Below are 26,551 nucleotides of genomic sequence, written 5' to 3' on the forward strand. Positions count from 1 at the left end.
TCTTCTCATAAAAAATGCCCCTAAAAAGTGTATAACTTTTTGGGGGCAGTCCATCTTTGGAGCTTTTTTAATTAGGAATTAGAAAAATTTAACCTTACTTATTAGGTTGAGGTGTATATCTCAAATATGGTTTTATAACTTTCACGCCTTTTGTAAATTTCTTTTCTGCCTCTTCCTGCGATACAGCTGGTGGAATTATCACATCTTCTCCATCTTTCCAATCAACTGGCGTTGCAACCCCATAACCATCTACGAGTTGTAAAGAATCCAAAACTCTCAGGATTTCTGTAAAGTTTCTTCCTGTAGAAGCGGGATAAGTGATGATGAGTCTTACTTTTTTATTGGGATCAATAATTAATAATGATCTTACAGTCAGAGTTGCGCTCGCATTCGGATGGATAAAATCGTATAATTCTGAAACTTTTTTATCCTGATCTGCAATAATCGGGAATTCAACTTCTGTATTTTGAGTTTCATTGATGTCGGAGATCCAACCTTTGTGATTATCGATTCCGTCTACACTCAAAGCCAAAACTTTTGTATTTCTTTTATCAAATTCAGGTTTAAGTTCAGACGTTTTTCCCAATTCTGTTGTGCAGACAGGTGTGTAATCTGCGGGATGAGAAAAAAGAATTCCCCAAGAATCTCCAAGGTATTCGTAAAAATTAAGTTTTCCTAAACTGCTTTCTGCATCAAAATCCGGAGCGATATCGCCAAGTTTTATAGACATATATTTATTATTTTATGATTAAGTGATAACAAATTTAATAATAAAAATTTCAATTCATACTAATTTGGTATTATTTATTTTTGATCATAAAAAAAACCACAGATTCTGTGGTTTTAAATTTATTTGTAAAAGTTATGATTACAATGTTCCAACTTTGCTGTCATCGATATTGTATTTAGCAATAATCTCTTCGTAAGACATTTTGGATAAATCTCCAGAGTTTGCATTCTTTCCATAAACTGCAGGAACCAAAACTACTCTGAAAGTTTGATTGTTCAAGTACTGAGGTGTGGTACTGATATCATAAGTTCCACCAGCATAAATCATAAAATCATTCTTAGAGAAATCAAAATCATAATCCAATTCTCCTTGATTTAGATAAAGTGTTCTTGGGATTTGTTGCCAAACTGGAGCATTTCCAGATGTTCCTGTTTGTCTGAATATTACAACATAATCTTGATCCAACATTGGATTGTTGAAACTTTGTCCATAATTCCATCCATCTGTAGCATTATATGAAAAATTAACATTTCTAAGGTCATATACTGCAGGATAATCTACATCTACGATTGTATCATCATCTTTACAACTTAGGATAAATATACTGGAAATCAGTAATAATACGAGTGGAATAAATTTTTTCATAGGTATAAATATTTTACGTTAAATTTTAATTACAAATTACAGACCATAAAAATAGCTAATTTCCGTGGAATTAATATCTTTATGGAAACTTTCTGAATTTTAGATTTTCAAAATATGAAAAGGTTAAGTCTTCTTATAATAACTTTTATTTCGCCATTTTATTTCACTCAGTATCAGCCTAAAAATATTTCCAATTCGGATATCAAAAAAGCGAATGATTGGGTAGATAAAACTTATAGCTCACTTTCGCAAGATGAAAAGTTGGGACAACTCTTTATTGTTGCGCTTTATACTAATAAAGATGAGGCTCATATCAGTCAAATCAGAAATATTGTTAACCAAGATAAAATCGGTGGATTGATTCTAATGCAGGACGATGCAGAAAGAGAGATTAATTTGGTTAATGAATTTCAAGCTAAGTCAAAAGTTCCATTAATGATTGGAATGGATGCAGAATGGGGATTGTTTCAGAGAATTGCAAAAGCTCATAAATATCCTTGGGCAATTTCTTTAGGAGCAATTCAAGACAAAAATCTGATTTATGAGATGTCTGCGAAGATTGCAGAAGATTGTAAAAGAATGGGAATCAATTGGGATTTTGCGCCGGTTGTTGACGTGAATACTAATCCGAACAACCCTATTATAGGAAACAGAAGTTTTGGTTCTGATGTCAATAATGTTGTGAATTCGGCATTGGCTTATTCTAATGGTTTGCAGGACAACAAAATTCTGGCGGCGATAAAACATTTCCCGGGTCACGGCGATACAGACAAAGATTCACATCTTGATTTGCCCGTTGTTTCTCATAATTTGGAAAGATTAGAAAAAATTGAAATTGCACCTTTCAAAGCATTAATGAATAAAGGAATCGGCGGTGTAATGGTAGCGCATCTTTATGTTCCAAGTCTCGAAAAGGAAAAAGGAATTCCGGCTTCGGTTTCCAAAAAAATTGTGACTGGACTTTTGAAAGAAAAATTAGGTTACAAAGGTTTGATTATTACAGATGCACTTAATATGGGTGCAGTTGCCAACAAATTCAAAGCTGGAGAATTGGATGCAATGGCTTTCAAAGCGGGAAACGACATTATGCTGTTTTCGCAAGATGTTGCAACCGGAAAAAAACTAATTCAGCAAGCGATTGATAAAGGACAGATTTCTCAAAATAGAGTAGAAGAGAGTGTTAAAAAAATTCTTTTGACCAAATATTATCTTGGTTTAAATCAATATAATAACATCAATCCAGAAAATGTCAACGAAGATTTGAATAATGCGTCACATTCTGCTTTAGTTCAAAAAATGTACGCCAATGCTTTGACATTAATTAAAGATGATAAGAAACTTTTGCCATTGGATTGTAAAGAAACTTATTATTATGTTCCGCTGGAAGAAGCGCCTTATGAAACTTTTTTGAACCAATTGAATATAGGAACAACTATAATTGTAAAAAAAGCTAGTGAAATCAATACAATTCCGGCCAATTCAAAAGTGATTGTTGGTTTTCATAAAGATAATTCGTCAGCCTATAAACCTTACAAAATTTCTGATGCGAGTAAGAAAATTTTGTCAGATTTGAGCAAAAATCAAAATGTGATTCTAGATGTTTTTGGAAGTCCTTATGCCTTGAAAGATATTGATGTTTCTAATGTTTCTACAGTTTTGGTGTCTTATGAAAATAATGACGATTCGATGCAAGCTACAGCTAACGGGATTTTGGGGCAAACAAAAATTTGGGGAAGGCTTCCTGTTTTGGTTAATGACAATGTGAAGTTCGGAATAGGAATGGATGTTGAAGCTAAAATTCAAAATCAAACTGATAGAAAAAATAGTTCAGAAAAGAAAAATTCTAAGATTATTATTGAGTAAATTTGGAATATTATTTTCTAGATAAAATGAAATTTTTTACAGTAATTATTATTTGTCTCTTTGTGATTTCTTGTACAAAACCAGAAAAAGATTTGACACTTGATGTAAAAATTGTAGAATTCAACCTTACTAAAGAAAATAATAGAAATATGTTAATGTTTAGACCCAATAGTATTGGTTATAAATTAAAAGTTACTGTAAAGAATAATACTAATCAAGATACTAAGTTTTGGGCAATGTCTTGTTCTTATCAGCAAGATTTTACAACAAATCATTCAGATGCATTAATAGTAAGTTTATTACCAGGAAGATGTGATTCTAATTATCCAATGACTTATGATTTAAAACAAGGTGAACAAAAAGATTTTGATTTACATATTTTTAAAGATATTAATATTGCAGACAATAAAGTAATTAATAACATATCAAAAACTAAAGTTGGATTAATTATTCGAGCAGAAACTAATGATTTTAGAAAAAACTTTGATGATTATTTAGATAATGTATATTCAAAAAAATTCATCAAAATAATTTGGTCTAATGAAATTAATTTGAGTAACTGATTTTATTATTAATATCTTTTACTTTTTACATAATACATTGTACAAAAAAGAAATGAAAATAGGAATACTTTGCTATCCAACTTACGGTGGAAGCGGAATTGTGGCAACAGAATTAGGAATGAGCTTAGCTGATAAAGGCTTTGAGGTTCATTTCATTAGTTCGGCTTTGCCAGCGCGTTTGGACGTTACCAATCCGAATATCTTTTTCCATAAAGTAAATGTTCAGACTTATCCGCTGTTCCAATATCAGCCTTATGATATCGCATTGTCATCGATGATTTATCGTGTGGTTAATCTTTATAAGCTGGACATCCTTCACGCACATTATGCGATTCCTTATGCTTATGCGGCATTTACGGCGAAGCAAATGTTGAAAGCGGACAATAAAGATATTCCTTTAGTAACAACACTTCACGGGACGGATATTACTTTGGTTGGACAACATCCGAGTTATAAACATGCTGTTGAATTTTCGATTAATCAAAGTGATGCGATAACTTCGGTTTCCGAGAGTTTGAAAAAAGATACGCTTCAGTTTTTTAATATTCAGAAAGAGATTCAGGTGATTACCAATTTTATTGATAATTCTGAATTTGAAGAATGTACGACTTGTCAAAGAGAACAATTTGCTAGTGATGATGAAAAAATCTTGATTCACGTTTCCAATCTTCGACCGGTAAAGAGAATTCAGGATGTTTTAGAGATTTTCAAAAATGTCAACAAAAAAGTAAAATCAAAACTGATTATAATTGGAGAAGGTCCGGAAATGGAAAAAATCTCCGAGTTTATGGAACACAATCCCGATTTGATTGGAAAAATCAAATTGCTTGGAAAAGTCAATAATCTTTATCATATTTTACAGCTTTCTGATGTGTTTCTTCTACCTTCAGAACAGGAAAGTTTTGGATTGGCAGCGTTGGAAGCAATGGCGGCGAGAACACCGGTTATCAGTAGTAATGCAGGCGGGATTCCGGAAGTTAATATTCAAGGAGAAACCGGATTTTTGGCAGAAACTGGAAATGTAGAAGCGATGTCTAATTATTGCATCAAACTTTTGAGCGATGAAACCCTTCTTTCCGAAATGAAAAAGAATGCAAAAGCGCAGGCCATTCATTTTGATTTGAAAAATATTCTTCCGATTTATATCGAGATGTATGAAAATACAATTGCGAAATTTGAAGAGTCTAAACTTACTGATATTAGAAGTTAAATTTTAAAAAATAGATTGAAGAAGATTTTGTATGTTTTGAGTATCATTACAATTAGTTCTTGCATTGCTAGAACTGATGAAGATATTCATCATAAAATGACGTTAAAGCTCAAAAAATTTGATTCTAAAAAGGTAGATGTAAATTATGAAACTTTGTATAAATCTGATGGTCTATTCAAATGCACAAAAGATTTCAAAATTAATTCAAATAAAATAAAAAGTACTTCTGACGGTCAATTTGAAGAATTTATTTATTTCTATAAGGATGGAAAAGTTTCGTTTGTTGGAACGAATATTTTTCCTGATTATAAAAAATATATTAAAAAACCTTCTGGGGAATTTTCTGCCGTTATTTTTCAAAAAAATAACAAGACAAAAATTATGAGAAGTCAAGCTTTTCATTCTATTTTGGGAATGGATTTGGGAAAAGGAACTTATACTGAAAATATAAATCTTAAAAAAGAAGAAGTCATTTTACAAAAATCTAATGGAGACTGTGAAGTCTATAAGCTTCTTGAAGAGTGATAAATAAAGTAATGTTTTGTTAAAAATTATTTTATAAATTAGAGAAAAATATTTCTAATAATTTATTGAATCATCAAAAGCACAACATTATGAGTATCAAAAAACATTTTCTTGCCATTTTCTTTTTGTTCATTAGCTTTCTTGCGTATTCTCAAATCGATACTGTTACAATGACCGACGGCAAAGAAGTCCGTGGAAAAGTCGTGAAATACAATCCGAATGACATTCAGTTTGTTTATCAGAACGAAACTTTGGAGTACACGCTCAACAAAAAAGACATTTCGAAAATCACATTTTCCTCAGGTCGCATCGAGTATCTTAATGATATGAATCCTTCAAAGTCAACTCAAACAGGCGATTATCACAACAAAGTAGCGATTTTGCCTTTCGGTTACGTAAGAGACCAAGAGAAAAGTAATGAGACAATGACTAAGAAAATCCAACAGGAAACTTATACGATTTTCAATTCCAAAAAACAGAATCTCAAATTCCAAGACCCGACTGAAACCAATGCATTGCTGTACAAAGCAGGAATCAATGAAAGTAATCTTCAAGGCTTCACAATGGGTGAAATCTGTCACATCTTGAATGTGGAATATGTGATTAGCGGTCTGGTTTCCATAGAAAAAACGAGTACTTATACATCCAATTACGGAAACTCTCAAACCAAAGTTTCTACGAATAATAGTGGAGGAAAAGTTAATTCTACAGGTTCATCTTCATCTTCGACTTATCAGAATTATAATTCTAACATTACGATGAACATATTCTCTATCAATGGAGATAATCTTTTCACGCAGAATCATAATTCGTTTTGGGGATACGAGAATTCTTATAAAACAACTTTGGATTATTTGGCGAAAAGAACGCCGCTTTATAAGAGATAATTTATTTTGGGCATCTTAATCCGCCTTCCGCTCCCAATCTTTTCACTCCACTTCGTTGCGTAAAAAGGATTTCCGCTCAAGTCGGGATGCAGATTCAGCATACAAATAACAATTGTCCTAAAAACCCCAATTTGTCATTCCGTAGGAAACCTAACGAAGTGGTTCGGCGGAGTCAATCTAAACTTAGCTGTCGAGATTCTTACGGAATGACAAAATTCATTTTTTAATTAAATTCTTTGCAGACTTTGCATTAATTTCAATTTAAGTAAAAATTAATTAAAATATTTCTGTAACTTAACCCTTTCGAAGCTTGAAACTTTGAAAGGGTTTTTGTTTAACGAAAATCATACACACAAATGAATGAAGAAATATTACAATATCTCTGGAACTTTAAGAAATTTGGAAACTTTGACTTTATCTCCACAGACGGAAGGAAAATCGAAATTTTAGAATTCGGAGAATGGAATAAGAATTCTGGACCGGATTTTCTCTTTGCCAAAATCAAGATTGATGACCTGATTTTTGCAGGCAATATCGAGATTCATACCAAAGCTTCCGATTGGTTTTTTCATAATCATTCAGGTAATCCAGAATTTGGAAATCTGATTCTGCACGCAGTTTATACGAATGATTGTGATATTCCGGAATTAGAAAAACAGAATATTCCAACACTTGAACTCAAAAATTATATTGATGAAGAATTGATTGAGAAACATCGGAATTTGAGTCAAGAACATTCTTTCATTGCTTGTGAAGAATTGTTTGATGAGAATAAGGTTCCTTTGTTTTTTGAAGAAACTGTTTTGCTTAAAAAGTTAGAATCTAAATCTCAAATCTTTGAAGAATCTTTAATCAAAAATCAAAATAATTATGAAGCAGTTTTGTTTCAAAATTTGGTTTATACTTTCGGATTGAAAGTAAATGCGGAAATTTTTCTTCAAATGGCGGAAAGTCTGGATTTTTCTGTAATTCAGAAAATTAAACAAAATGATATTCATTTGGAAGCTTTGTTCTTTGGAGTCTGTGGTTTTTTGGATGAACCAAAGGATGAAATAATGCAAATCTGGAAACGTGAGTTTGAGTTTCTAAAAGTGAAATTCAATTTGTCAGATTTTCGAATTCATCCCAAATTCTCTAAACTTCGTCCTCCTAACTTTCCGACAATCAGATTGTCCCAATTAGCGAATCTTTATCATTACCAACCCAATCTTTTTTCAAAACTGATTGAAGCAAAATCGACTGACGATCTATACAAAATCTTTGAAGAAATAAAAGCTTCGGAATATTGGGATAATCGTTTCAATTTTGGAAAGATTTCATCGGTTGAGAGTAAGAAATATCTCAGTCAGGATTTCATCGATTTGATTATCATTAACACGATTCTACCTTTAAAATATTTCTATCACAAAAATCACAATCCGGAAATAGTTGATGATATTTTCGATTTCTATAAACAGATGAAGCCGGAGAAAAATTCAGTTTTGGATGAATGGAAAAAGTTGGGTCTGAAATTCGAGAATGCATTGAAAACTCAGGCGTTTCTTTATCAATACAAAGTCTTCTGCAATCAGAAAAAATGCTTAAATTGCAGTATTGGTTTTCAATTACTGAATAATGATAGATAATATTCGCCACAGATTCGAGAGAGAATGGTTTGGAGTTTTGACGAGATACGGAACTAAATTAGGTATTCCTGTTTCCAAACTGCGTGTTTTCTTTATCTATTCGACCTTTGCAACTGCAGGGATTTTCTTTTTGTTTTATCTTGGTTTAGGATTTTTTCTTTGGATAAAAGACTGCATCATTACCAAAAGACCTAGCGTTTTTGATTTGTAGAAAATATTATTTTAAATAAAAAATCCGATTGAAAAACTCAACCGGATTTTTATTTTTAAAGAAGTCTAAAATCTGACTTCTGACATCTATTGTCTAATCTTAAGAATTAGCTGTAGAAATGTTTGCTGTAATATATTCTCTGTTCATTCTTGCGATGTTTTCCAGAGATATTCCTTTTGGACATTCTACTTCACAAGCTCCAGTATTTGAACAGTTTCCGAAACCTTCTTCGTCCATTGCTTTTACCATATTCAGAACTCTTCTTTTAGCTTCTACACGACCTTGAGGTAATAATGCGAACTGAGAAACTTTTGCTCCAACGAACAACATTGCAGAACCGTTTTTACAAGTTGCAACACAAGCTCCACAACCGATACAAGCTGCTGCATCCATAGCTTTGTCTGCATCTTCCTTAGGAACTGGAATTGCGTTTGCATCCAAAGTGTTTCCTGAAGTATTTACAGACACAAATCCACCTGCAGCCATTACTCTGTCAAATGCACTTCTGTCAACCACCAAATCTTTGATTACAGGAAAAGCAGCACTTCTCCAAGGTTCAATGTGAATCGTTTCGCCATCTTTGAAATGACGCATATGCAACTGACAAGTCGTGATTCCTGTATCCGGACCGTGCGCTCTACCATTGATGTAAAGTGAACACATTCCGCAGATTCCTTCACGGCAGTCGTGGTCAAACGCAACCGGGTCTTTTCCCTCGTTGATTAACTGCTCATTCAGGATATCCAACATTTCTAAGAATGAAGAATCTGTAGAAACATCAGAAATTTTATAAGTATCGAATTGTCCTTTCGATTTATTATTTTTTTGTCTCCAAATTTTCAGCGTAAGATTTAAGCCTTTTTTTGCACTCATTTTTAATATATTTTTGAATGGAGATTATTTGTAACTTCTAGCTTTAACTTCAATGTTCTCATACACAAGGTCTTCTTTGTGTACTACAGATTGATTGATGTCCATACCTTTGTATTCCCAGGCAGCAACGTATTTGTAATTTACATCATCACGTTCTGCTTCTCCATCCGGAGTAGAGTGGTCTTCACGGAAGTGTCCTCCACAAGATTCGTTTCTGTTAAGCGCATCGATTGCCATCAATTGTCCTAATTCTAAGAAATCAGCAACTCTGAAAGCTTTTTCCAATTCCGGATTCAAGTTATCAGCTTCACCCGGCACTTTTACATTTTTCCAGAAATCATTTCTAACTTCCTCGATTTCTTTGATTGCTTCTCTCAAACCTTCTGGTGTTCTTCCCATTCCAACTTTGTTCCACATAATGTGTCCCAATTGTTTGTGGAAATGGTCAACAGAGTGAGTTCCTTTGTTATTAAGGAAGAAATCAATTTTATCTTTAATTCCTTTTTCAGCTTCATCAAATGCTGCTGAATCAGTTGGGATTTTACCAGTTCTAATGTCTGCAGAAAGGTAATCTGCAATCGTGTAAGGAAGAACGAAATATCCGTCTGCCAAACCTTGCATCAAAGCAGAAGCTCCTAATCTGTTTGCGCCGTGGTCAGAGAAGTTAGCTTCTCCAATTACAAAACATCCCGGAATTGTAGATTGTAAGTTATAATCCACCCAAACACCTCCCATTGTGTAGTGAACTGCAGGATAGATTTTCATTGGTGTTTTATAAGGATCATCAGCAGTAATTTTCTCGTACATTACAAATAAGTTACCGTATTTTTCCTCTATCCAAGCTTTTCCAAGATCATAAATCTGTTGCTCAGTTGGATTATGAATATGTTTTTCGATAGCAGCTTCCTTACCTTTTTTCATAATCTCCGTTGAGAAATCCAGGTAAACGCCTTCTTTCGTGTCATTATTTTCGATTCCGAAACCTGCGTCACATCTTTCTTTTCCAGCTCTGGAAGCAACATCTCTTGGTACCAAATTTCCAAAAGCGGGATATCTTCTTTCAAGATAGTAATCTCTATCTTCTTCTTTGATATTTTCTGGTCTCAGTTTTCCTTCACGGATTGCTACAGAATCTTCAATCTTTTTAGGAACCCAGATTCTTCCTGAGTTTCTAAGAGATTCGGACATCAATGTCAATTTAGACTGCTGAGTTCCGTGAACCGGAATACAAGTCGGGTGAATCTGTACATAACAAGGATTCGCAAAATAAGCTCCTTTTTTATGAATTTTCCAAGCTGCAGAAACGTTTGAACCCATTGCATTGGTAGAAAGGAAATATACGTTTCCGTAACCTCCGGAAGCAATTACAACCGCGTGTGCAGAATGTCTTTCGATTTCACCAGTTACAAGATTTCTTGCGATGATTCCTCTTGCTTTTCCATCAACGATTACTAAGTCTAGCATCTCGTGACGGTTATACATTTGGATTCTACCTTTACCGATTTGACGGCTCATTGCAGAATATGCTCCTAACAATAACTGCTGACCTGTTTGTCCTTTTGCATAAAAAGTTCTTTTTACCTGAACTCCACCAAATGAACGGTTATCTAATTGGCCACCATACTCACGTCCAAAAGGAACACCTTGAGCAACACATTGGTCGATGATATTTGCAGAAACTTCTGCTAATCTGTAAACGTTAGCTTCTCTTGCACGGTAATCTCCACCTTTGATGGTATCGTAGAACAATCTGTAAGTTGAGTCACCATCACCTTGATAGTTCTTAGCAGCGTTGATACCTCCTTGAGCAGCAATAGAGTGCGCTCTTCTTGGAGAATCTTGATAGCAAAATGCTTTTACGTTGTATCCTTGTTCAGCAAGAGTCGCAGCAGCAGAACCACCGGCTAATCCTGTCCCAACAATGATAATATCTATTTTGTCTCGGTTGTTTGGCGCAACCAAGTTCATATGGTCTTTATGATTTTTCCATTTGTCCTTAAGTGGACCGTGTGGAATTTTTGAATCTAAACTCATAATTTACTTTTTATTATTGAGTAACGAAGTGAAAAATTGCGATAATGATGAACCCAAGTGGAATCAAGATAGAGTACCAAGTTCCGAAAGCTTTGATAACAGGCGTGTACTTTGGATGTCTTGCTCCGATTGATTGGAAAGAAGACTGGAATCCGTGTGCTAAGTGCAAACCTAATAATACAAAAGCAATGACATAAAGAACAACTCTCCAAATATCGTGGAATTTGTGGTGCAATTCTTCCCAATATCTCAATTCATCAGGATTGTTGCCTTGGATGTACTTGTAGCTGATTTCCGGAACCCAGAAATCGTAGAAGTGCAAAGCAATGAAGGCTAAAACTACTGCTCCAGAAATAATCATATTTCTAGACATCCAAGTAGAATTTGCAGAACCTTGGTTCATCGCATATTTTACTGGTCTAGCCTTGTTGTTCTTGATTTCCAGAACGAATCCCATTACGAAGTGGAAAACTACAGCGAAAACCAAAATCGGTTGCATTACGAACTGAACCGCCGGATTGTATCCCATAAAATGAGATGCTGCATTGAAACCGTCTACACTAAAGACTGAAATCATATTGGTGGATACGTGCATCACCAAAAAAATCAGCAAGAACATTGCTGAAAGTGCCATAGCATATTTTCTTCCTATAGAAGATGTAATACCTGCCATAATTCTATGTTATTTGAATTTCCACAAATTTAGAAAATAGTTGAATCATATAACATTGAGAAATGTCACAAAAATACAGTTTGTAATCTTTCTAAATAATATAAATTATAAGTTAATTAAATGTTTCGTTATATTAAGTTTTTTGCACTTTCAAAATATATTTTTCCATCTTTTTGTTATAATTTTAATCTTTAAATTTAATGAAGATGTCTTTATCGTACGCATTCGGAGCTTCATCTATTCCTTTGCTGGGAGAAACAATAGGTGAAAATCTTACTAAAACTGTTGCCAAATTTCCAAACAACGAAGCATTGGTTTCTGCTCATCAAAATTACAGAGCAACTTATCAAGAATTTTATAATCAAACAACACAAGTTGCAAAAGCGCTGATTAATATTGGTGTCAAGTCTGGAGATAGAGTTGGTGTTTGGTCTGCTAATCGCTATGAATGGACACTTCTTCAATACGCAACAGCAAGAATCGGAATGATTTTGGTAAATGTAAATCCGGCTTACAGAACCAGTGAATTGATTTTTGTGATTAACCAATCCGAGATGTCGCATATTTTTTCATCATTGACTTTTAAATCCAGTGACTATAAAAAAATGATTACTGATGCGAAAGAATTTTGCTCTACATTGAAATCTGAAGTTTTCTTTGATGACAATTGGGATGATTTCCTAAAAGGTTCAGAACAAATTTCGGATGAAGTTTTGGAAAGTTTCGAAAATGTAGTTCAGTTTGATGACCCGGTCAATATTCAATATACATCTGGGACAACGGGTTTTCCAAAAGGTGTTACACTTTCTCATCATAATATTCTTAACAATGGATATTTCATTGGCATTAGATTGAAATATTATGACAAAGACCGAGTTTGTATCCCGGTTCCTTTTTATCATTGTTTTGGAATGGTGATTGGGAATTTGGCTTGTACGGCTCACGGCGCTTGTATGGTAATTCCGAATGATAGTTTTGATGCGGATGTGACTTTGAAGGTTGTGACTAAAGAAAAATGTACTTCTTTATATGGAGTTCCGACGATGTTTATTGCAGAATTGGCGGTTAAAGATTTTGATTCTTATGATTTTTCGAATCTGAGAACTGGGGTGATGGCTGGCTCGGTTTGTCCACCGGAAATTATGAAAAAGGTAGAAAGCTTGATGAATATCAAGGAAATGAGCGTCTGTTACGGAATGACGGAAACTTCGCCCGTTTCTACACAAACTTTGATTGGGACGTCTTTGGAAAAACAAGTTTCTACAGTTGGAACGGTTCAGGACCATTTGGAAATCAAGATTATTGATAATGATGGAAAAATCGTAAAACGTGGCGAACACGGCGAACTTTGCACAAGAGGTTATTCTGTAATGTTAAAATATTGGAATGACCAAGAGAATACGAAGAAAGTTTTGGATGATGGCCGCTGGATGCACACCGGAGATTTGGCGGTGATGGATGATGAAGGTTATATTACGATTTCTGGTAGAATCAAGGACTTGATTATTCGTGGAGGAGAAAATATTTCACCAAAAGAGATTGAGGATTTTCTTTATGCTTATCCGAATATTATGGATGTCCAAATCATCGGTGTTCCAAGTGAGAAATTTGGGGAAGAAGTAATGGCTTGGGTGAAAGTGAGAGAAGGAGCGACATTGTCAGAAGAAGAAATTTTAAATTATTGCAAAGGTCAAATCGCACATTATAAAGTTCCAAAATATTGGAAATTTGTGGACGAATTCCCAATGACTATTTCTGGAAAAGTCAGAAAAGTTGAGATGAGAGAGATTTCAATTAAAGAATTAGGATTGTAATTTATATAAAAACAAAAAGCTCCAATTTGGAGCTTTTTTTATAATTCTTTTCTCAATCTTGCAACCGGAATATTGAGTTGTTCACGGTATTTTGCGATTGTTCTTCTTGCAATATTGTAACCTTTTTCTTTTAAGATTCCTACAAGAGCGTCGTCTGTATAAGGTTTTCTTTTGTTTTCTTTATCGATTGCTTCCTGAAGATGGGTTTTGATTTCTTTTGTTGAAACTTCCTCGCCATCATCATTGGTCAATGAATCTGAGAATAGGTTTTTCAAGTAAACAATTCCGTTTGGTGTATCAGCGTACTTGCTTTTTACAACTCTGGAAATTGTAGAAATGTCAAATCCTGTAATGTCAGCCACATCTTTCAAAATCATCGGTTTGATATTTTTATCATCACCTGTCAAAAAATAATCTTTCTGAAGTTTTACAATCGCAGTAATAGTTTGTAAAAGTGTATTCTGTCTTTGATTAATAGCATCGATATACCATTTCGCAGCGTCCAGTTTTTGCTTAATGAAAAGTGCGGCTTGCTTGTGTTCTGCAGATTTTTTATCGTTAGAATAAGTAGAAAGAATTTCTTTGTATTCATCAGAAACTCTTAATGTTGGAGCGTTTTTATTATTCAAAGAAGGAATAACTTGGTTGTCCTTAATCTGAATAACAAAGTCTGGAATAATCTCTTGATTAATTGTAATCGTTTGAGTATCAAAATTTCCACCTACTTTTGGAGAAAGTCTAGAAATCTCATCCAAAGCTTCTTTTAAATCTTCTTCATCGATGTCATATTTCTGAAGAATCTTATTATAATGCTTATTAGCAAGCGCATCAAACTGATTTCTCAAAATGTTGCCTGCTAAAATAATTGCAGAATCAGAACTTACTTTTTTCTCGATTTGTAAAAGAAGACACTCTCTCAAGTCTCTTGCGCCAACTCCTGGCGGGTCGAGTTTTTGAACATAATTTTCCAGAACATCGGTTACTTTTTCTTGAGTCGTATAAACACCTTGGGAAAAAGCCAAATCATCAACAATAGATTTGATTTCTCTTCTCAAATAACCGTCAGTGTCAAGATTTCCGATAAGATATTCTGCAATTTTCAAATCTTCCTCATCGATGCTTGAAAGACGAATCTGTTCCAAAAGATAATCATAAAGCGTTTGCCCCTCTGTCAATAATGACTGATTGTCAAATTCTTCATCATCAGCAGAATAATTGCTGGAAGCTGTTTTGTAGCTTGGTTCGTCATCATAAAGATATTCATCCACATCAAAATCAGTTTCGATGCTTTCGTTGCCTTCGCTTTCGTATTCTTCATCAGCTTTTGAATAATCTTCGTCCGAATTTTCATCTGAAACTTTTTCTAAAGCAGGATTTTCTTCCAATTCTCTTTCTAGTTCTTCTTCAAATTCTAAAGTATGAAGCTGAATCAACTTCATCAACTGAATCTGTTGAGGCGCTAATTTTTGTCCGAGTTTAAGTTGTAGATTTTGCTTTAGCATAATTGTTGTCGTTAATGGTTGGATTAACTTTTACGAAGTTAAAAATTTATTTTTTAAAAACAACAAGTTTAGCACGATTTTTGATATAAGAATTAATAGTTAAATTAGTTAGTAAAAAAAAAGCCTTCAGATTGTAGTTTGAAGGATTTTTTTGTTTTATAGTGTTACCAAATTTTAATTCTATTTTCTGGAGCAACATATAATTTATCTCCCGGTTTGATATCAAATGCTTTTTGGAACGCATCCATATTAACCAAAGGTCCAAAACTTCTGTAATAACCTGGCGAATGTGGGTCCGTTTTTACCTGATTGGTCATATATTTATCAGTAGATTTCGTTCTCCAAACCGTTGCCCAACTCATAAAGAACCTTTGATCTTGTGTCAATCCGCTGATTTCCCCAGGATTTCCATGGTCTTTCAGATACATTTGTAAAGCTGTATAAGCAACATTAATTCCACCTAAGTCTCCAATATTTTCTCCACTAGTAAACTTTCCATTCACGAAACTTCCTTTTACAGGTTCGTATTTGTCATATTGCGCTGCAAGTTGTCCAACTTTTTCATCAAAGTTTTTTCTGTCACTTTCTGTCCACCAATTGTTAAGGTTTCCGTCTCCGTCAAATCTCGAACCGCTATCATCAAATCCGTGAGAAATCTCGTGGCCAATTACGCCGCCAATTCCTCCAAAGTTAACCGCAGGATCAGCATTGAAACTAAAAAACGGAGGTTGCAAAATCGCAGCAGGGAAAACAATTTCGTTGTTAGAAGAGCTGTAATAAGCATTCACGGTTTGTGGTGACATTCCCCATTCTGTTTTGTCAACAGGTTTTCCAACTTTGTCTAAGTTTTTGGCATAATTCCACTCAGAGATTTTCTCGATATTGTTATAGTAAGTTCCACCGTTGGAAGCCAATTGAAGATTTAATTTAGAATAATCTTTCCATTTGTCAGGATAAGCAATCTTCACTTTGAATTTGGCTAATTTTTCCAAGGCTTTCTCTCTGGTTACAGGCGACATCCATTCCAGATTTTCTATATGTAGTTTGAAAGACTTTTTGATGTAATCTACATAAGTTTCCATCTTTTGTTTCGCTTCTGCAGGGAAATATTTCTCAACATAAAGCTTTCCAAAAGCTTCTCCCAAAACACCATTAATCACACCAAGTCCACGTTTTTCCATAGAACGTTGCTCTTGCTGACCTTGCAGATATTTGGAATAAAAATCAAAACGGATATTGTCAAGATTTTGGTCAAGATTTCCTGCATTGCTATTTAAAAGATCATATTTCATATAGTCTTTGATAAGCCCGATGTTTTTATCGGTCATCCAAGAATCCATATTTTGATAATATTTTAATTCTCCAATAATCACTTTATCTGTGTTAACGCCAACTGTTTTCAGATAATCAGGAAGGTTAACATTTTTTACTAATGGTTTTAATTCCTCAACAGTTTTGGGATTATAACGCAAATTCGCATCACGACCTTGTTCCAAAGTCAAAAGGTCTTGAGCCAATTTCTTTTCAAAATCTACAATTTTTTGAGCTGTAACATCAGGCGTTTTATTTCCAAGAACAGTTTCCAGCTTCGCAACGTAACCTTTGTATTCTTCCAAAGTTTTTGTGTTGGCTTCATTCACTTTTTGATAGTAATCTTTACCCAAACCTAGACTTGGTCCACCAAGATAAACGGCGTTCATTACAGAGTTTTTCATATCTGCACCAACTCTCCAGCTGTAAAAAGGATTGTCACCTGAAGGAGTCGCTTCAATAAGATATTTCTGTAAATCTTTTACGTTTTTAATCGCATCGATTTTAGCTAATTGAGATTTGATAGGATTGATTCCTTCCGCATTTCTCTTATTCCAATCGATGAAAGTTCCATAAAGTGCCTGAATTTTTTCACCTTCAGAATTAGAACTGAATTTTTCCGAAAGAATTTTGTTCAAAATATCCAGTGACGCCACATCTACATCTTCTCTTAATGCATTGAATGAACCCCAACTTGGTTTATCTGATGGAATTACCGCAGTTTTCATCCAGCCACCATTGACGTAATTATAGAAATCATCCTGAGGTCTTACAGATTTGTCCATATAAGAAATATTAAGTCCTTCTTCTTTGATTTCCTTTGACGCTTCTACTTCTTTTTTAGTTTCTTCTACTTGGGTTTTCTGTGATGTAGAGCAAGATTCCAAATAAAAGGTTGCTGCAACAGTCAAGATGTAAACACTGATTTTTTTCATTGAGATTTATTTTAATACTTTCAAATTTAAGGAATTTAATTTTTTTCTGAGTTTTTATCAATAAAAATCCCACTCAATAAGAATGGGATTTGAATATTTTTGAAAATCAAAACAAGTTTATATTATAATTCTAATTTGTCAGGATTTCTTCTATTATCATAAAAAGCTAAAATGTTAATAATTTTATTTTCTATGCTATAAAACATTGAGAAATTTCTTAAAATTAGGATTCTTCTAACTTCATCTAAATCTGTTATAGTGCCGATTGATGGGTTTTCTTTTAACAATTTTTCTGCCTCTAATGTTTCTTTAAGAATTTTTGTTGAATACGTTTTAGATTGATTGTGCTCAATCCAAAATTCCAAAATATCAACTCGTTGCTTTGAAGCTTTTTTTGTCCACTCTATTTGAAACATTCTTTCGCTCTTTTTAGGGCTTCTTCGCTAGAGATTACATTTCCGCTTTTTACATCATCCAATCCTTCCTGAATTAACGTTTTTTCCAAATCAGTAAGTTTTAATATTTTTTCTTTTTTCGAAACCTCAAATTTTATATTCAACTCCTTCAAAAGTGTTTCAATTAATTTTAATTGATTTTCAGATTCATTATGTAAAGTAATTGTGCTCATTTTGAAAATTTAAGTAAAGTTAATAAAAAATTCCTTCAGTTTTAATTGAAGGAATTTTACTTTTTATATTCAAGTTAATGCTTAAAACTCTGCGTTTTTCGGTGTTCTTGGGAAAGGAATCACGTCTCTGATGTTAGTCATTCCAGTCACAAATAGAACCAATCTTTCCAAGCCTAAACCAAATCCTGCGTGTGGAACAGAACCGAATTTTCTAGTGTCAAGATACCACCAAAGTTCGTGTTCGTCAACGTGCATTTCTGCCATTTTTGTTTTCAGAACATCTAATCTTGCTTCTCTTTCAGAACCACCAATGATTTCTCCAATTCCAGGAAAAAGAACGTCCATTGCCGCAACGGTTTTGTTGTCGTCGTTCAGTTTCATATAGAAAGCTTTGATTTCTTTCGGATAATCGAACAAAACGACTGGACTTTCAAAATGTTTTTCAACCAAGAATCTCTCGTGCTCAGACTGCAAATCTGCGCCCCATTCTTCGATTGGATATTGGAATTTTCCTTTTTTGTTTTCTTTAGAATTCAACAAAATTTCAATTGCTTCTGTGTAAGAAACTCTCTTGAATCTTTTTGCAATCACATTTTCCAGCTTTTCGATAAGACCTTCTTTTGCTCTTTCTTTTTCTGGTTTTGATTTTTGTTCTTCTGCAAAACGCTTGTCAAGGAAATCAAGGTCGTCTTTGCAGTTTTCAAGAACATATTTGATAACATATTTCAAGAAGTCTTCTGCCAAATCAATATTATCTTCCAAGTTATTGAAAGCAACTTCTGGCTCAATCATCCAGAATTCAGCTAAGTGACGAGTAGTATTAGAATTTTCTGCACGGAAAGTTGGCCCGAAAGTATAAATTCTTCCCAATCCCATTGCAGCAGTTTCGCCTTCAAGCTGACCAGAAACTGTTAAATTAGTTTTCTTTCCAAAAAAATCTTCAGAAAAATCGATTTCTCCGTCTTCGTTTTTCGGGATATTATTGAGGTCAAAGTTGGTAACGCCAAACATTTCGCCAGCACCTTCTGCATCAGCTCCGGTAATTACAGGCGTGTTGATGTAGAAAAACTGATTTTGATTAAAGAATTGGTGAACCGCAAAACTCACAGCGTGACGCACTCTGAAAACTGCTCCAAACAAATTGGTTCTGAATCTCAAATGTGCCTGCTCTCTCAAAGTTTCCAATGAGTGTTTTTTCGGCTGAAGAATAGTTTTATCCCTGTCTTCTGTAAAGTTATCTCCTAGAATAGTGATTTTTTTAGCAACAATCTCCACAGCTTGTCCAGCGCCTTGACTTTCTACAACTTCGCCAACAATTTTCAGAGAAGAAGCTGTGCTAATTTTATTTATGATTTGTTCGTCAAAATTTTCAAAATCAACAACGATTTGCAAATTATTAATCGTAGAACCATCATTAAGCGCAATAAAGCGATTCGCACGGAAGGTTCTTACCCAGCCTTGCACGGTAATATCGTGATGTAATACTTTTTTGTAATCCGCTAATAAGTCTTTAATCGTTTGTCTTTTCATCGTATATACTTTATAAAGTTTCTTCTTTAAAATTAAGTGAGTGCAAATTTACAAAAAAACGAAAGAAGTTTCTTTTAAAAAAAAAAGGATTTTTTAATACAAAACAGATTGTAAATAATAGAGAATTTTAATAGTTTATATAGCTTTTTTTAACTGATATTAACTGCTTGATGGAATTGTTTTGGCGGTTATTGCAGTATTGTAGGATTATCTACAAAAATAATTAGTAATACTATTTAATGTTTTATATTATGGCAACACAAGTTAAAAATTCATCTATTAAAACCGTAAATCCGTTTAATAATGAAATTGTAAAAGAGTTTGAGGCAATGAGTGAAGGACAAGTTGCAAAAATTATCGATAAAGCTGACGAAGCTTTTAAATTTTGGAGAAATACATCTTTTGAAAAAAGAGCCGAAATTATCCATAAAGTGGCTTCTATTATGAGAAATCGCAAGGAGGAGCTGGGGAAATTAGCAACTTTGGAAATGGGTAAACTCTTAACAGAAAGTATTTATGAAGTAGAACTTTCTGCTGATATTTTCGATTATTATGCCGATAAAGCTTCGGAATTTCTTGCAGATCAGCCGCTGGATGTGAAACACGGCGAGGCATTCTTAAGCTATGAACCAGTTGGCGTTATTTTAAGTGTTCAACCTTGGAATTTCCCTTATTACCAGATTACAAGGTCAGCAGCAGCGCATCTTATGGCAGGTAACACAATGGTTTTGAAACATGCATCTAATGTTCCTCAATGTGCGCAGATTATGGAAGATATTTTCAAAGAAGCTGGGCTTCCTGATGGCGTTTATACTAATTTGTTCGTAGCAGGTAAAGATGTTGAATCTATTGTTTCTAATCCTAAGATTGCCGGTGTTACTTTGACAGGCTCTAAACCTGCAGGTGCAAGTATTGCAGCAGCAGCTGGTTCTCAAGTAAAAAAATCGACTTTGGAACTAGGAGGCAGTGATCCTTTTATTGTTTTGGATGATGCAAATATTGATGAAGCGGTAAAAGTGGCAGTTGCTGGTAGAATGTGGAATGCAGGACAAGTGTGTGTGTCACCAAAAAGAGTAATTGTTCCTTCTAGCAAATATGATGAATTTTTAACTAAAACCAAAGATGCTTTTGCAAAATTGAAATTAGGAAATCCATTAGATAAAGATACAACGGTGGCTCCTTTGAGTTCCGAAAAAGCAGCACAAGATGTTGTTGCGCAAGTTCAAAAAGCAGCTGCACAAGGTGCGCACGTAATTTTGGGAGGAAAAAGAGTTGATAGAGCTGGAGCTTTTGTAGAACCAACTTTGATTACAGATATTACGCCTAAAATAGACGCTTATTACGAAGAGATTTTTGGCCCAGTATTTATGCTTTACAAATATGACAATATTGATGAAGCGATAGAGATTGCTAATGCAACGGAATTTGGATTAGGAGGAACGGTCTTCGCAAAAGATACGAAAAAAGCAGTAGAAGTCGCTAGAAAAATTGATACCGGAATGGTTTATATTAATCACGTTACAGGTATTGCTCCAGAACTTCCTTTTGGAGGAGCAAAAAATTCAGGTTACGGTAGAGAACAATCTCCTGCAGGAATTTATGAATTTGTGAATGCTAAATTAATTAGAACCACAACTTCAGACAAAAATTATTAAAATAAGAAGTAAATCTGTTCGAATGGAAACTGTCACAATTTTTTGTGGCAGTTTTTTTTATTCAGTTAAAAAAGGTCTGTTCTTATTTGGAAGAATATCTAGAGGTTTGTTTATCTCCAAATAAATCATACAAAAATCTGTAAAGAAATTCTGAACTATTTTGAACACCAAATCAAAAATTGCAAATCTCTAAATACAGCAGGAAATAGAGATAGTAAGTTGTATTTCAATAAGATGTATCAGAATATTGAAAAATTGAAAAGCTTAATATGATTTACTCATCCTTCTTCGAAGGAACCAAGAAAACATCCATCAAACCTTCTGGTAAAAACATTTGGATGAATTTTTCTTCACGGTTCACTTCCAGAATCCAGTCTTTGATAATCGGAATGATGATTTCTTTTCCAGCAAGGTCAAGAATGAAATAATTCTGAGCAGTTTGGTCATTAATAGAAACAATATTTCCACAAGTTTTTCCATCCTCTTCACGGATTTCGAAACCAATCACTTCGTGGTAATAGAATTTTTTTCCAGTCAATGGCGGAAGCGTAGAAAGCGGAAGATAAACGCCTTTTCCAATCGATTGATTGACTAGCGCTTCGGAAGAATTTTTGAAAGAAAGAATTTTGGTGTCACCTCTTTGCCATTGTTGTTTTTCAACAAAAAAAGGAACTAATAAACCGTTGACTTCAAGAAATATCGAGCCCAATTTATCATACATCTCAGGTTGATCTGTATCCAATTTTAGAACAACGTTGCCTTGCAGTCCGTGAGTTCTTGTAATCGTTCCTAAAAAATAGCAGTCTTCTTTTCTCATTATTTCAAAAATTAATTTTCTTCCTTTCTTTAATCCTAAAGATAGGAACAGTAATGAATTTGCTCCCTTTAAGGTTGGGGTACAAATTGATTTTTTATTTAAACAACAAAGACACGATATGATTTCGTGTCTTTGTTTTGTATCTTTTTGTAAAGAATTAAGCTTGAGTTTCTTCAGTTCCTTCTGCTTCAGCAGCTGGTTCTTCTGTTGCAACTTCCTCAGCAGGAGCGTTAGCAGCTTCTTCAGCAGCCTTTGCATCAGCTTCAGCTTTCGCAGCAGCATCAATTCTTGCTTGGTTTACTTTTGCTTCAGCTTCTAGAGCTGCTTTTTTAGCATCAGCTTTTGCAGTAGATAAACCTTCTACTTTACCTTGTACTTTAGCATCTTTAGCCTCAACCCAAGCAGCGAATCTCTTCTCAGCTTCAGCCTCGTCAAAAGCACCTTTAGCAACACCACCTTGAAGGTGTTTTTTGTACAAAGCACCTTTGTAAGAAAGGATAGCTCTTGCAGTATCAGTTGGCTGTGCTCCGTTGTTCAACCATTGAACAGCAGAATCAACGTTCAAGTCGATAGTTGCTGGGTTTGTAATTGGGTTGTAAGTTCCTAATTTCTCGATGAATTTACCATCTCTTCTAGATCTAGAATCTGCAACCACGATGTGGAAAAAAGGTTTTCCTTTTGATCCGTGTCTTTGTAATCTGATTTTTACTGACATATGTTTAAAAATTTTGGGAACACGTCCCGGTTAAATATTAAGTGTGCAAAGATAGAAAATTATTTTAATGTAACAATTTGAAAATCTAATAAATTAACAATCAAAAAAAGAAAAATTTTCCGACTCTCAAACACGCAAACTCTCAGACCAAATGTTAGGAGCCGGAACCTGCTTTCCGTTGCAATCTTTTTTGCTATACATTTTGTCTTGCAGAGGTTCTCTGGACTCAAGCAAAAAAGGATTTCCTCTACAATCAGGGCTATGGGTTTAGTCTGTAATAGAAAGTTTGAAGACAAAAAAGACGAGTAATGCCGAAAAAACTGTAGCAAGAAAAGTTGAAATGAAAACAGCTATATTACTTCTCGTTTTTCCTGTAATCATTTTTATAATAAAATAGCATAAGACATAAGTTGGAACCAACAAATAGAAAATTAGACCTTTTACAATAAACATTGTTATCAAAAGAAAGAAAAACCCTGAGATTGACGCAACAATTAATCCGATAATACTTTTGTTGATTGTTTTTCTATCAACTTCAGAATTGACTTTATGTGATTTTAGAATAACATATTTTTCCAAAATAAAGTTTGAAAGTGCTTCTTTTTCTAAAATATCAGAAGAAATGTCATTGTCAATTTCTTCCAATGTTTTATTCTGCAATATCAATTTATTGATTTCAAAAGCAATTCTTCCTTTTTCCTTGATTACAAGTTTTTTATGATTTGCTTTTGCTATAATTTCAGTCATGTTTCCTCTCTCAATTAGAACATCTTCCAGTTCTTTACTGATTTTACCTGAGTTGTCAATCCATTGAATGTATGCGTCAACTAAGTCGTCTTCACTGAAATGTTTGTAAATATTCATTATATCACTAGTAAGATTGTTAAATCTAGATTCATAATATTACCTATTTTTCAACAATATCCAAGCATTATATCTGTGAATCACTTCTGTGTCTGGTTCTGTCCATTCCAAAGTGTACCAGAATGTGCCAGTAGAAAGAAGTTTTTTTCCATCTTTTCCATCCCAAATATAATTTCCATCTTTTCCAATGAATACAAATCTACCAAAACGATCAAAAATTTTAAACTTGACATTGTTTTTCAAGCGTAAAGTAGAATAGTCCAAAACATCATTTTTGCCATCGCCATTTGGAGTTATGACATTCACAAGATTGATGTTGGAAAACTCTCTTACAGTAGGAATGCATTTTTTTGCACTTCTTACATATACTTTTTGGATTCCTTTTGGAAGATTATTAAAAATGTTCGAAGATTGCCAGTTAATTCCGTCAAGAGAATATTCGTAAGGAGAGGTTCCTCCTGTTACGGTTATTGTCAATCTGTCATTCTCTATTTCTAAAATTTTAATGATGACTTCTTCCTCCGCAATGACTTTAACATCTTGTCTGGTTGTACAACCATCAAATGTAAGATCTACCCAATGATCTCCCACACTAAGTGCTCCAGAATCAGAATTAGTAGATCCAGAATCCCAAAGATAGGCGTCAAAACCAGATCCAGCATCTAAAACAATTTGATTTTCTTTACAGATGATAACATCTTGTAGTGAGCCAGATATTTTAGGATTTTTAAATATTAGTTTTAATTCTCCAACTGCTGGACAATTTATGCTGTTTTCAAAACGAAAAAAGTAGCTTCTACTTATTTTTAAATCTTGTGAAGCAGGGATGTTATTGAGTTGTTTTTTTGCATCATCTAATGTTTCATAGAAAGTGGTCGTATCGGCTTGTGTTGTAAACAGATTAATGTAGTCATGTAAATTGACAGGCTCATTTCCGGAACGGTCTGAGTCGCATATCTCTATTGGGGAGACGGTGCTAAGTGTAATCTGAGGTGCAATTTTAAAATTAATTGTACCAAAAACAGAAGGGCATCCATTTTTACTTCTTACTTCTACAATTACATTTGTGTTCATTGTAAAAGTAAAATTGTCAGGCAATGGAACTGTGGGATTAGAAGCTAAATAATAGTAAACTTCAAAGTCATTATGATTACTGACAATGATTGGAGTAATATCAGAAAATCTCAAACTGATGGAATTATCCAGATCATTATCACAAAGATTAGAATCATATAAAGCGGTATCTACATTGGGAACTGGATAGAAATTCAAAAAAATCTCCGTCGAATTTTCGCAACCACTTGTTGTAACTACCCAAGCAAATACAGATCCTCCGCTGGAAATGTGTCGTGATGGATCTAGGATTTCTGTTCCGGGAATATGATCTTGAGCGTCTTGTAATGTTAAATAATATTTTATACTAGATATAGATTCTGTGGTAAGACTGGCAGATGTAAGATTGAAAATGCCTTGTCCCAAACTATTTTCACAAGTTTCTATTTCTGGATTTGAAAGGATAAGCGGTTTATAATTTACTTTGATTGTCTCTACACGGAAACATTCTGTTAAAGTGCTTTGAATTCTGTAATAATAGTCGTGGTTGTTAAGCGTGATGGGCGATGTAATCCTATTTTCGTCATAAGTTGCGTCTTCGTAAGTGTTATAATAAGTTACGGTAAAATCTGGATTGCTATTTAAAATGTTGCTTGTAAATAAGGAAAAATCATATAATAAGCTTGGGTTACAAACATCAATTGGATTTAAAATTCCAAAAGGATTCGGAGCGACTCCAAAAGGATCTTCAAGAATGGCTGTTCCTGTCCAATTGAGTGTAAATGCTCCATTTCCAACGGGTCTGTCAATGACAAGAAAATAGGATTCGCCCGCAACTACATTCAGAGATTTTATATATCCGTCACCCAATTCGGCTGGTCCTTCGTGAAAATCACCAGCTGGTTCCGAGTCTCTCATTCCTGTATGGTTATCTAATAACAATGCAGCCAGTGGATTGGTCGTGGAGCATCGTATTGGAGTTCCAATTTTACCACAAGACACGTTAGGCCCGAAAACCCAAAAGTCATAATCGACGATTAAGTCTGTATCTGCTGGGATAAGGTCAAATCCTAAAGTTCCAGTTGTTTTTGCTGTGAATTTCAGCCATAAAGAATTGTTTTCATCACTATTACATGAGATACTCTGGTTTATTTCCTGTACACCATATCCTGTTGGATTAAGTGAGATACTTTGATTTCCGCAAATTTGAATGTAATTAATACAATCATTAGCTTCTTTGCTCTGAGAAAAAAATAGTGAGAAAAGGAAAAGAGAAACGAGGAAGGAGATTTTTTTCACAAGATTGTTTTAGTTTTTTGACAAAGCTAAAAATAACCCCAATTCCTTACAAATTAATCTTCATTAATCAATATTTCCTAAATAAAACAATCCCAAACACTGTTGATTTTCTTCAATTTTCAAAGAATCTTTCAGGTTGTTGACGATTTTTGGAGAACTCCAGTAACATCCGATTCTGTGAGCAGTGCAAGTCAAATACATATTTTGAACAGCCATTGACGTTGCTGCAATCTCTTCCCAATCCGGAACCAATCCACTGAATTCAACCACAATTGAAATGATAACATTGGCTTTAGAGATTTTAAAACCAATATCATCATATTTCTTCTGTAGAAATTGAATTTCTGGCGTCACTTCTTTGTAAATATTTTGAAGTTCCAGACCAAGATTTTGTTTTTCCTCACTTTTGAAAACTTTGAAACGCCAAGGTTTTGTACGTTTATGATTCGGAGCTAAGACAGCATTGCTGAGAATTTCGTCAATGATGTGTTGTGGAATTTCTTTATCTGTGTAATCTTTCGGGAAGATGCTTCTGCGCTCTTCTATGATATGCTTGAGAATTGTTGCGTTTTCCATAGTTCAAAGATAC

General features: G+C 34.1%; 24 protein-coding genes. 9 read left to right on the forward strand and 15 right to left on the reverse strand.

What is annotated here, in order from left to right; genetic code table 11:
• Positions 1 to 94: 94 nt before the first annotated feature.
• Both RTY06_RS06400 and RTY06_RS06405 read right to left on the reverse strand, forming a co-directional pair.
• A complete protein-coding gene (locus RTY06_RS06400; RefSeq protein ID WP_312823653.1) occupies positions 95 to 730 on the reverse strand; it encodes a peroxiredoxin in 636 nt (211 codons plus the stop codon).
• Positions 731 to 868: 138 nt separating this feature from the next.
• Positions 869 to 1,375, reverse strand: a complete 507-nt coding sequence (locus RTY06_RS06405; RefSeq protein WP_312823655.1) for a hypothetical protein — start codon at positions 1,373 to 1,375, stop codon at positions 869 to 871.
• Between the two features lie 114 nt (positions 1,376 to 1,489).
• Between RTY06_RS06405 and RTY06_RS06410 the strand changes: the two genes are divergently transcribed.
• The 7 genes from RTY06_RS06410 (at position 1,490) to RTY06_RS06440 (ending at position 8,259) form a co-directional block, all read left to right on the forward strand.
• Positions 1,490 to 3,238: a glycoside hydrolase family 3 protein gene (locus RTY06_RS06410; protein WP_312823657.1), complete on the forward strand. Its 1,749-nt coding sequence runs from the start codon at positions 1,490 to 1,492 to the stop codon at positions 3,236 to 3,238.
• 26 nt (positions 3,239 to 3,264) lie between these two features.
• Complete coding sequence (locus RTY06_RS06415) at positions 3,265 to 3,801, forward strand: hypothetical protein (protein ID WP_312823659.1); 537 nt, start codon at positions 3,265 to 3,267, stop codon at positions 3,799 to 3,801.
• A gap of 52 nt (positions 3,802 to 3,853) precedes the next feature.
• Complete coding sequence (bshA, locus tag RTY06_RS06420) at positions 3,854 to 5,011, forward strand: N-acetyl-alpha-D-glucosaminyl L-malate synthase BshA (protein ID WP_312823661.1); 1,158 nt, start codon at positions 3,854 to 3,856, stop codon at positions 5,009 to 5,011.
• 15 nt (positions 5,012 to 5,026) lie between these two features.
• Positions 5,027 to 5,536: a hypothetical protein gene (locus RTY06_RS06425; protein WP_312823662.1), complete on the forward strand. Its 510-nt coding sequence runs from the start codon at positions 5,027 to 5,029 to the stop codon at positions 5,534 to 5,536.
• A gap of 89 nt (positions 5,537 to 5,625) precedes the next feature.
• On the forward strand, positions 5,626 to 6,423 hold the full coding sequence (locus RTY06_RS06430) for a hypothetical protein (protein ID WP_312823663.1): 798 nt from the start codon (positions 5,626 to 5,628) through the stop codon (positions 6,421 to 6,423).
• Between the two features lie 356 nt (positions 6,424 to 6,779).
• The gene (locus RTY06_RS06435; protein WP_312823666.1) at positions 6,780 to 8,048 is read left to right on the forward strand and encodes a DUF2851 family protein; all 1,269 of its coding nucleotides are present in this window, start codon (positions 6,780 to 6,782) and stop codon (positions 8,046 to 8,048) included.
• The gene (locus RTY06_RS06440) at positions 8,038 to 8,259 is read left to right on the forward strand and encodes a PspC family transcriptional regulator (protein WP_312823667.1); all 222 of its coding nucleotides are present in this window, start codon (positions 8,038 to 8,040) and stop codon (positions 8,257 to 8,259) included. The genes RTY06_RS06435 and RTY06_RS06440 overlap by 11 nt, the downstream gene beginning before the upstream one ends.
• Before the next feature lie 99 nt (positions 8,260 to 8,358).
• Here RTY06_RS06440 and RTY06_RS06445 read toward each other — a convergent pair whose 3' ends face one another.
• The 3 genes from RTY06_RS06445 to RTY06_RS06455 are packed head-to-tail and all read right to left on the reverse strand — an operon-like array spanning position 8,359 to position 11,839.
• Positions 8,359 to 9,132, reverse strand: a complete 774-nt coding sequence (locus RTY06_RS06445) for a succinate dehydrogenase/fumarate reductase iron-sulfur subunit (RefSeq protein WP_312823668.1) — start codon at positions 9,130 to 9,132, stop codon at positions 8,359 to 8,361.
• 24 nt (positions 9,133 to 9,156) lie between these two features.
• On the reverse strand, positions 9,157 to 11,169 hold the full coding sequence (locus RTY06_RS06450) for a fumarate reductase/succinate dehydrogenase flavoprotein subunit (protein ID WP_312823918.1): 2,013 nt from the start codon (positions 11,167 to 11,169) through the stop codon (positions 9,157 to 9,159).
• 10 nt (positions 11,170 to 11,179) lie between these two features.
• Positions 11,180 to 11,839 carry a succinate dehydrogenase cytochrome b subunit gene (locus tag RTY06_RS06455; RefSeq protein ID WP_312823669.1) on the reverse strand — a complete coding sequence of 220 codons (660 nt, stop codon included), beginning with the start codon at positions 11,837 to 11,839 and terminating at the stop codon, positions 11,180 to 11,182.
• Between the two features lie 200 nt (positions 11,840 to 12,039).
• Between RTY06_RS06455 and RTY06_RS06460 the strand changes: the two genes are divergently transcribed.
• On the forward strand, positions 12,040 to 13,653 hold the full coding sequence (locus RTY06_RS06460; RefSeq protein ID WP_312823670.1) for an AMP-binding protein: 1,614 nt from the start codon (positions 12,040 to 12,042) through the stop codon (positions 13,651 to 13,653).
• A 38-nt stretch (positions 13,654 to 13,691) separates the two neighbouring features.
• Here the strand turns inward: RTY06_RS06460 and rpoN are convergent, their stop codons facing one another.
• The 5 genes from rpoN to asnS all read right to left on the reverse strand — a co-directional run bounded on the left by rpoN (position 13,692) and on the right by asnS (position 19,559).
• The gene (gene rpoN / locus RTY06_RS06465; protein ID WP_312823671.1) at positions 13,692 to 15,155 is read right to left on the reverse strand and encodes an RNA polymerase factor sigma-54; all 1,464 of its coding nucleotides are present in this window, start codon (positions 15,153 to 15,155) and stop codon (positions 13,692 to 13,694) included.
• Positions 15,156 to 15,319: 164 nt separating this feature from the next.
• Positions 15,320 to 17,401, reverse strand: a complete 2,082-nt coding sequence (locus tag RTY06_RS06470; RefSeq protein ID WP_312823672.1) for a M13 family metallopeptidase — start codon at positions 17,399 to 17,401, stop codon at positions 15,320 to 15,322.
• 122 nt (positions 17,402 to 17,523) lie between these two features.
• On the reverse strand, positions 17,524 to 17,817 hold the full coding sequence (locus RTY06_RS06475; RefSeq protein WP_312823673.1) for a type II toxin-antitoxin system RelE/ParE family toxin: 294 nt from the start codon (positions 17,815 to 17,817) through the stop codon (positions 17,524 to 17,526).
• Positions 17,805 to 18,029: a hypothetical protein gene (locus RTY06_RS06480; protein ID WP_312823674.1), complete on the reverse strand. Its 225-nt coding sequence runs from the start codon at positions 18,027 to 18,029 to the stop codon at positions 17,805 to 17,807. The genes RTY06_RS06475 and RTY06_RS06480 overlap by 13 nt, the downstream gene beginning before the upstream one ends.
• Positions 18,030 to 18,110: 81 nt before the next feature.
• Positions 18,111 to 19,559: an asparagine--tRNA ligase gene (asnS, locus tag RTY06_RS06485; RefSeq protein ID WP_312823675.1), complete on the reverse strand. Its 1,449-nt coding sequence runs from the start codon at positions 19,557 to 19,559 to the stop codon at positions 18,111 to 18,113.
• 251 nt (positions 19,560 to 19,810) lie between these two features.
• Between asnS and RTY06_RS06490 the strand changes: the two genes are divergently transcribed.
• The gene (locus RTY06_RS06490; RefSeq protein WP_312823676.1) at positions 19,811 to 21,214 is read left to right on the forward strand and encodes an NAD-dependent succinate-semialdehyde dehydrogenase; all 1,404 of its coding nucleotides are present in this window, start codon (positions 19,811 to 19,813) and stop codon (positions 21,212 to 21,214) included.
• A 274-nt stretch (positions 21,215 to 21,488) separates the two neighbouring features.
• Here RTY06_RS06490 and rimM read toward each other — a convergent pair whose 3' ends face one another.
• The 5 genes from rimM to RTY06_RS06515 all read right to left on the reverse strand — a co-directional run bounded on the left by rimM (position 21,489) and on the right by RTY06_RS06515 (position 26,538).
• A complete protein-coding gene (rimM, locus tag RTY06_RS06495; RefSeq protein ID WP_312823677.1) occupies positions 21,489 to 22,031 on the reverse strand; it encodes a ribosome maturation factor RimM in 543 nt (180 codons plus the stop codon).
• Between the two features lie 157 nt (positions 22,032 to 22,188).
• On the reverse strand, positions 22,189 to 22,746 hold the full coding sequence (locus RTY06_RS06500; RefSeq protein ID WP_312823678.1) for a 30S ribosomal protein S16: 558 nt from the start codon (positions 22,744 to 22,746) through the stop codon (positions 22,189 to 22,191).
• A gap of 267 nt (positions 22,747 to 23,013) precedes the next feature.
• A complete protein-coding gene (locus RTY06_RS06505) occupies positions 23,014 to 23,610 on the reverse strand; it encodes a hypothetical protein (protein ID WP_312823679.1) in 597 nt (198 codons plus the stop codon).
• A 39-nt stretch (positions 23,611 to 23,649) separates the two neighbouring features.
• Positions 23,650 to 25,962 (reverse strand): gliding motility-associated C-terminal domain-containing protein, encoded by a 2,313-nt coding sequence (locus tag RTY06_RS06510; protein WP_312823680.1) that lies wholly within the window; start codon positions 25,960 to 25,962, stop codon positions 23,650 to 23,652.
• Between the two features lie 63 nt (positions 25,963 to 26,025).
• Positions 26,026 to 26,538 (reverse strand): nitroreductase, encoded by a 513-nt coding sequence (locus RTY06_RS06515; RefSeq protein WP_312823682.1) that lies wholly within the window; start codon positions 26,536 to 26,538, stop codon positions 26,026 to 26,028.
• Positions 26,539 to 26,551: the final 13 nt, after the last annotated feature.

The sequence above is a fragment of the Epilithonimonas sp. genome, from assembly GCF_032055105.1.
GTDB lineage: Bacteria > Bacteroidota > Bacteroidia > Flavobacteriales > Weeksellaceae > Epilithonimonas.